General features: G+C 65.3%; 8 protein-coding genes. 2 read left to right on the top strand and 6 right to left on the bottom strand.

What is annotated here, in order from left to right:
• The 3 genes from K728_RS0116050 to K728_RS0116060 form a co-directional block, all read right to left on the bottom strand.
• Positions 1 to 1,019, bottom strand: a 1,019-nt coding sequence (locus K728_RS0116050; protein WP_024477333.1) for an aconitase family protein, incomplete at its 3' end; no start/stop codon positions are given.
• A 56-nt stretch (positions 1,020 to 1,075) separates the two neighbouring features.
• Positions 1,076 to 2,389, bottom strand: a complete 1,314-nt coding sequence (locus K728_RS0116055; protein ID WP_024477334.1) for a class I SAM-dependent RNA methyltransferase — start codon at positions 2,387 to 2,389, stop codon at positions 1,076 to 1,078.
• Complete coding sequence (locus tag K728_RS0116060; RefSeq protein ID WP_019483772.1) at positions 2,386 to 4,362, bottom strand: APC family permease; 1,977 nt, start codon at positions 4,360 to 4,362, stop codon at positions 2,386 to 2,388. The genes K728_RS0116055 and K728_RS0116060 overlap by 4 nt, the downstream gene beginning before the upstream one ends.
• Positions 4,363 to 4,489: 127 nt before the next feature.
• Between K728_RS0116060 and K728_RS0116065 the strand changes: the two genes are divergently transcribed.
• Entirely contained in the window at positions 4,490 to 5,164 is a 675-nt protein-coding gene (locus K728_RS0116065) for a potassium channel family protein (protein ID WP_024477335.1), read from the top strand.
• Positions 5,161 to 5,877 carry a potassium channel family protein gene (locus K728_RS0116070; protein WP_019483774.1) on the top strand — a complete coding sequence of 239 codons (717 nt, stop codon included), beginning with the start codon at positions 5,161 to 5,163 and terminating at the stop codon, positions 5,875 to 5,877. The genes K728_RS0116065 and K728_RS0116070 overlap by 4 nt, the downstream gene beginning before the upstream one ends.
• Here K728_RS0116070 and K728_RS0116075 read toward each other — a convergent pair.
• The 3 genes from K728_RS0116075 to K728_RS0116085 all read right to left on the bottom strand — a co-directional run.
• Entirely contained in the window at positions 5,874 to 6,614 is a 741-nt protein-coding gene (locus K728_RS0116075; protein WP_024477336.1) for a DUF3159 domain-containing protein, read from the bottom strand. The genes K728_RS0116070 and K728_RS0116075 overlap by 4 nt on opposite strands.
• Complete coding sequence (locus K728_RS0116080) at positions 6,611 to 6,991, bottom strand: OB-fold nucleic acid binding domain-containing protein (RefSeq protein ID WP_024477337.1); 381 nt, start codon at positions 6,989 to 6,991, stop codon at positions 6,611 to 6,613. Before K728_RS0116080 ends, K728_RS0116075 begins: the two co-directional genes overlap by 4 nt.
• A partial coding sequence (locus tag K728_RS0116085) for a DUF3710 domain-containing protein (protein ID WP_024477338.1) occupies positions 6,984 to 7,618 on the bottom strand: 635 nt, incomplete at its 5' end. The genes K728_RS0116085 and K728_RS0116080, both read right to left, overlap by 8 nt.

Below are 7,618 nucleotides of genomic sequence, written 5' to 3' on the forward strand. Positions count from 1 at the left end.
ACCAGTGCCAGGTTCTCCTCCGAGCGGCCGGTCAGCCGCAGGTAGTCCATGGTGACTTCATCGATCGGGAACATGGCAGCGGTGGAGCCGAACTCCGGGCTCATGTTGCCGATGGTGGCCCGGTTGGCCAGGGGCACAGCGCTGACGCCTTCGCCGTAGAACTCGACGAACTTGCCAACGACGCCGTGCTTGCGCAGCTTCTCGGTGATGGTGAGCACGACGTCGGTCGCGGTGGCGCCGGCGGGGATCTCACCGGTGAGCTTGAAGCCCACCACCCGAGGGATCAGCATGGAGACGGGCTGGCCCAGCATGGCAGCCTCGGCTTCGATGCCGCCGACCCCCCAGCCGAGCACGCCGAGCCCGTTGACCATGGTGGTGTGCGAGTCGGTGCCGACGCAGGTGTCGGGGTAGGCCTGCAGGGCGGTGGTGCCGTCGGTGGTGACCTCACGGGTCATCACCGTGCGGGCCAGGTACTCAAGGTTGACCTGGTGGACAATACCCATGCCGGGCGGCACCACCAGGAAGTCATCGAACGCGGTCTGACCCCAGCGCAGGAACTGGTACCGCTCGCCGTTGCGCTGGTACTCGATCTCGATGTTGCGCTCGAGTGCGTTGGCGTTGCCGGCGAAGTCGATCTGCACCGAGTGGTCAATGACCAGTTCGGCCGGCGCCAGCGGGTTGACGCGCTTGGGGTCTCCACCGAGTTCGACGACTGCCTCGCGCATGGTGGCGAGGTCGACGACGCAGGGCACACCGGTGAAGTCCTGCATGATCACGCGGGCCGGGGTGAACTGGATCTCGGTGTGCGGCTGGTCGTCGGCGTCCCAGTTGGCCAGGGCACGCACCTGCCCGGCGGTGATGTTCACTCCGTCCTCGGTGCGGAGCAGGTTCTCCAGGAGCACCTTGAGACTGAACGGAAGACTGTCGGCGCCTGCTACCGCGCTCAGTCGGTAGATCTCGTACTGGGCGCCAGCAACATCAAGCGTTCCCTTGGCACCAAAGCTGTCCATGCTGCTCATTGCTGGGCTCCTCTCGCCTGCACCCGGGAACATCATCCTAGTCCGTTTGCGGTCCGCTATCCCTGGCTGGGGCGGAGTACCGCGAAGGACTCCATGTGGTGGGTGTGGGGGTACAGATCAAACACCCGGAGGGTGTCCAGTTCCCAGCCTGCCTGCTGAAAGTAGCCGACGTCGCGCGCAAACGACGCCGGGTCGCAGGAAACGTACCCGACAGCGCGGGGGCCCGCCGCAATTACCTCGGTGATGGCCGCCTGCCCTGCACCGGCGCGGGGCGGATCGAGGACCACTACGTCAAGCGAGGGTTTGCGGTCACGGAGTACCCGGTCAACCTTGCCCTGCACAATGTCCACCTGACCCCGGCCATGGAGATTCCGTTTAGCGTCGCGGGACGCGCCCGGGGATCCCTCGACGGCGAGGACGCTGCCGGTTTCCCCGACCGCGTCGGCGATGGGGGCCGTGAAAAGCCCTGCCCCGGAGTAAAGGTCGGCGGCGCGTTCCCCTGGCTGGATGGCCAGCCCGCCGAGGACGGCGTCCATCAACAGTCCGGGCGCGCCCCGGTGAATCTGCCAGAAACCGTCCCCGGTGATCCGGTAGGTCTGGGATCCGACAGTTTCAGCCAGCCAGGTCTTGCCTTTCACCCGCTCGACGGTGCCCTTTTCCGGGTCCCAGAGGGCCACCGATGGTCCGTCGATCTGGTGGACGACGGCGGCGGTCTGTTTCCGCCGGGCGCCGGCGGCCGGCACCAGGAGCACCAGTGGCGGGTCTCCGGCGGAGCCCACAGCGACCTCGACCCGCTGGATTCCGCTGAAGTTGACGGTCCACAGCTGTAGTTCGTTGATGGCATCGATGGCCAGCGGCATCTCGGCGACGGGGATCAGTTCATTGGAACGGTGGGCGTGCATGGCCAGATGCCCGTCCGGTGCGACCGCGAAGCTGGCCCTGGTGCGCCACCGCAGGCCGTCAGGGGATTCGCCGGGGACCGGCTCCACCTCAATTTCCCGGTCCACTCCGGCGAGGCGGTGAAGCTGCTCGCTGAAAACCGTTGCCTTCAACTTTCGTTGGGCGGCGAGAGCGATATGCCCGAACTCGGCGCCGCCCACCGGGGAAGCTCCGCGCTGGGCTGACAACAGGGCGTCAGCGAGCGGCCACGGGTGGTTGACCCGATCCGGGGAGGCCTGGACCACCTCGACCACGTCCGCACGCCAGAAGCTGGCGCCGTCGTCGTGCTCGGTTAACCGGGCACGCACCGTCTCCCCCGGCAGGGCGTGCCGAACGAAAATGACCCTGCCCTCATGTCGGGCGACGCAGTGGCCGCCATGGGCTACCGGGCCGATAGTGAGTTCTAGGGTGCCTGCCGGGTCATCTGTCACTGAAGATCCTGAAACTTTCGTGCGGCGTCAGAAGACGCGAGCTGCCAAGGGACACTTGCCACCATAACCCCCGGCTCGAAGTGCAGCCGGGTTTTGATTCGGAGTGCTGTCTGGTTGTGGACCAGCCGCTCCCACCAGCGTCCCACCACGTACTCCGGGATGTAGACCACGATCAGGTCTCTCGGCGAGTCGCTGCGGATGCTTCGGATGTACTCCATGATGGGCGTGATCGTGTCACGGTAGGGCGACGCCAGGACGGTGATCGGCACGGGAATCTCGTATCGTTCCCAGTCCTGCAGCGTCCGTTCGGTTTCCTCCGGGTCAACGTCGACCACGATGGCATCCAGCTTGGACGGACGGGACGCGCGGGCGAAGGCCAGGGCCCGCAGCACTGGTTTACGAACGAGGGACACCAGAATTACCGCGTGCACCCGTGAAGGCAACGCCCGGGAAAAGGTGTTGTCGTCGAGCGCCAGTTCGCGGGCCACCTGGTCGTAGTGCCGTTTGATGCCGTGCATGACGGCGAACAGCACCACCATCGCCAGCACCGCCACCCACGCCCCGTACTCGAACTTGGTCACCAGCACCACCACCAGCACGGCTGCGGTCAGCACGAAGCCGACGGTATTGATGGCCCGCGACTTTTTCATCCGCCAGCGGCGTTTTTTGTCGGCGGTGCTCCGCAGCTCACGGGTCCAGTGCTTGATCAGTGCGGCCTGACTCGCGGTGAAGGAGACAAACACGCCGACAATGTAGAGCTGAACCAACTGGGTCACATCGGCACTGAACACCAGGATCAGCAGGATCGCTCCGGCGCCCAGCGCGAGGATGCCGTTGCTGAAGGTCAGCCTGTCGCCGCGGGTCCTGAGCTGGCGTGGCAGGTACCCGTCCTTGGCCAGGATCGAGGCCAGCACCGGAAAGCCGTTAAAAGCGGCGTGTCCTGCCAGCACGAGGATCAGGGCAGTGGCGCCGACGACCAGAACGAACGGCACAGCTGCTTCACTGAAAATGGTGCGGGCGAGCTGGCTCACCACCGGGTTCTGAATGTAATCCTCTGGCACCGGATTGCCGTCCAGCAGCAACTGTTCCTGCGGGTTCTGCACCACATGGACCTTCACCGCGTTCGCGAGGTAAATGACGCCCGCAGTCATCGCCCCTGCCGCCACCCCCAGCATCAACAGGGTGGAGGCGGCATTGCGGCTGCGCGGGGATTGGAAGCTTGGCACGTTGGCGCTGGGCACTTCCACCCCGGTCAGCGCGGCCGCGCCAGCGGAGAAGGCCCGCAGGATCAGGAGCGCCCCAGCCAGACCCACGAGACCGGCGTCGAGGGCTGGGTCGGGGATGATTTCGAACCGGGCGCTGGGGGCCTCGCCCAAAGTCCCGTTGAGCCGTTGGATGATACCGACGGCGCACATGCCCAGAATCGCAGCAAGGAAAACGTAGGTCGGGATGGCCAGGGCCAGCGCGTTACGCGTGACGCCGCGCAGGTTCAACAAGACCAGGACGACGACGCCTGCCACCGCCATGACCGTCTGTCCCCCGGCCAACCCGGGAGCCAGGGCTATGACATAGTGGGCGGCGGCCGACACCGATACGGCGACCGTCAGGACGTAGTCGACCATCAGCGCCGAAGCGACGGTGAGGCCAGCAGAGTTGCCCAGGTTGCGACGGGCAATCCCATAGTCGCCGCCGCCAGTGGGATAGGCGTGGACGGCCTGCCGGTAGGAAGCGATCACCACCAGCAGCACCACGAGCACCGCAAGACCCACCCATGGGGAAACCGACACGGCGGCCAGCCCCGCCAGGGCAAGGGTCAGCAGGATCTCATCGGGTGCGTATGCCACCGAGGAGAGGGCGTTGGCGGAGAACACCGGCATCGCGATCCGCTTGGGCAGGGTCTGATGCCGTAGCCGGTCGTTGCGGAACGGCTTGCCCACCACGACCCGCTTGGCGGCTTCAAAGAAAGTCAGCACAGCCCACAGACTAGCGCGTTTCCGCCCGCGCAACTCCATTAGGCTGGGTGCAGCGGACGCAGTGCCCCATCAGGGGGGCGGCGCCGACAAGCAGGCTGGCAATCGGTTGGAACGGCAGGTAGTACGGGTGGCGCATTTTGTAATCATGGGGTGTGGCCGAGTGGGCGTCAGCCTCGCTCACACGTTGGATGAGTCGGGACATACCGTCGCAATCATCGACCAGGATGACCGCGCGTTCCGGAGGCTCAGGGGCTCCTTTGGCGGCCGCAAGGTTACCGGTGTTGGTTTTGACCGGGAGACGCTGAAGAACGCCGACATCGAGAACGCCTACGCCTTCGCCGCCGTGTCCAGCGGTGACAACTCCAATATCCTCGCCACCCGGGTGGCACGCGAGACATTCCATGTGCCCCACGTGGTGGCTCGAATCTATGATCCAGGACGCGCGGAAATCTACCAGCGGCTGGGAATCCCCACGGTGGCGGCCGTACGCTGGAGCGCCGATCAGGTGCTCCGCCGAATCCTGCCGGAACAAAGCATCAACGGTGACTTCAGGGAAACCTCGGGCCGCCTGATCCTGGGCGAGCTCTCGTTGCACGATGGCTGGCTAGGCCGATCCCTCGCCGATATCGAAGCGGCCTCGGGGATCCGAGTCGCCTACCTCACCCGGTTTGGGGAGGGCATGCTGCCCACCTCGGAGACCAGCTACCAGGAAGGTGACATTGTGCATGCAATGATGCAGACCGCCGCTACCGACGAAATAGGGCGCATTCTCGCCAAGAAACCAGTGGAGGAGTCCGAGTGAGGGTTGTCATTGCGGGCGCGGGAAGCGTGGGATCTTCGATCGCAAAGGAGCTGCTCTCCAACAACCACGAGATCTTGTTGATTGACGAGAAACCCGAGGTGATTGGCCGCAGCGGGCTCAAGGGCGCCAAATGGCTGATCGGCGATGCCTGCGAGTTGACCACCCTGAAGGATGCCCGACTGGATGAAGCCGACGTGGTGGTTTCTGCCACTGGCGACGACAAGGTGAACCTGGTGGTGTCGTTGCTCGCGAAAAGCGAGTTCGGGGTGGGCCGGACGGTGGGCCGGGTCAATAACCCGAAAAACGACTGGATGTTCGACGACTCCTGGGGCGTAGACGTCGCGGTCAATACTCCCCGTCTGATGACTGCGCTGGTTGAGGAAGCAGTCGAAATCGGCGACCTGGTCCGGCTACTGACCCTGCAGAGCGGTGTCACCTCGATCGTCGAGTTTACTGTCCCCCAGGAATCCCCGATCGTGGGTCGGACGCTGGGCTCGCTGATCCTGCCCGAGGACTGCACGGTGGTGGCAATTTTGCGCGACGATGCATCGATTACACCGAGCCCGGACGACGTCGTCGAACCCGGAGATGAGCTGTTCCTGATTGCCGCGATCGCCGCGGAGGATGCGCTCCGGAGTGTCCTGTTGGCGGTTCCTGGGGAATCCGGGGATCCCGACGACGGCGGGCAGATCGACGCCCCCGGCCTGCCTTAGCTGCGTTCGCGGGGTTCGCTGGACTCCTGCGGTTGGGCCGTCGGGCGGGATACGAGCCAGGCGAGCCATAACCCCAGTGCGTAGAGCGGAAGCCCCATGATCAGCCGGGTAGTTCCGAGCGCCACGAAATTCTCCGCGAAGTAGAGGGGCATCTGCACGGCGAGCCGGAGGCCGAGGACGGTCACGATAATCCAGGTGGCGATGGTGTAGGCCCTGACCCGTTTGGGGTCTTTCCGCCATTCGACGCCTTCGCCGCGGATGAAGCCGAACAGGAGGCCGGCAATCGGCCAGCGGACCGCTATGGAGATGACCATTGCGATGATGTAGCCACCATTGGTGAAGAAACCGGGAACGAAGAAGTCCTCGGCATTCCCGGTGCGGCCGGCAACGAAGGCGCAGATCGCCACGCCGATCAGACCGGACAGCGCCTGCGTCAGGGGTGTCCGTGAAACCAACCGAATGATCGAGAAGATGGCTGCTACGCCGATGGCCGCGATCAGGGAGACCTGCAGGTCCTGGTTGATCGTGAACATGACGGTGAAGATCAGGCCCGGCAGGATGCTCTCAGCCAGCCCACGGACGCCGCCAATCGACTGCAGCACGTCGATCTGCCCGTCGTCGCTGCGCTGCACCCCGGATCGTGCGGCGTACTGACCGGCCAACTCGGCGGCGGTAGGACCCTGACGCGGGGCCGGGTTATCCCCAGACGGGGTGCTGGGGGGTTGGGTGGTACTCACTGCTGTGCCTCCGGACGGCCGATGATTTCATAGCGTGGGTTGTAGATCGTGGGCATCCCGTCCACCGGGCTGACCATTCCTTCGAAGGCAATCTGGGTTCCGGCTTCAATGCCCGGAACCCGGCGTTGCCCGATCCAGACCAGCCGCACCTGGGCGGACCGACGTCGTGAGGCGTGTACCCGACGCTCGAATCCGGCCGCCCCCGGCGGCGTGTCGTCGGAGACCACCGCAGCGAACTGGGGCGCCGCGCCCCGCGGAAGAATGGTGATCCGGGAAATGAAACCCCGTGCCCGGGCACGCCCCCGGCTGGGAAGCCCCGCCACCGTGGCCGAATGCGGGGTCCCGCCGATCCCATCGAAGCCCGGGCGGTCAGCCAATGTGAGTGATCTCGGGTCCGCGCTTCAGCGGATCGGTGAGATCGGGCTTCGGCGCCGCAGCGGCAGCCGGTGATGCGGTGGCAGTCTCCTTGGGAAGACGAAGCTGCAGCAACTCACGTGGCGGCAACGGGTGATCTCCCCGGACCACTACAACGTTGCGGAAAAGTTCTTCCATCGGTGCGGCAGCCTCGCGGTTGATCGCCGCCGGTCCACCAATCACTCCGCGCAGGAACCATCGGGGGCCGTCCACTCCAATGAACCGGGCAACCCGGTACCCAGGCTGGCCATCGGGGGTTTGAGCCGGAAGTTTGGCCACCAACTCGGTGCCGAAGGAACCGACCCGGTCCTGGACCGTTCCGCCCTGCGCGCCGACCGAGACGCCGATCTGGGACCGAATCTCGTCCCAGAGGCCGTCGGTGCGTGGTGCGGCGAACACCTGCAACTGCAGGTTGGAACCGTTGAGGTCCAGGGTGACAGCGATTACCCGTTTGGTCTTCTCTTCCACCTCGAGCCGAAGCTGGAGACCCTCGGCTGCGCCGATACGCAGCGCTCCCAGGTCAATATATCCGGCGTCGGAGTCCTTCTCCGACACGTCAAACGGGCCGTTGCTCCGCGAGACGACTACGC

Source organism: Arthrobacter sp. CAL618, assembly GCF_000468215.1.
Classification (GTDB): domain Bacteria; phylum Actinomycetota; class Actinomycetes; order Actinomycetales; family Micrococcaceae; genus Arthrobacter_D.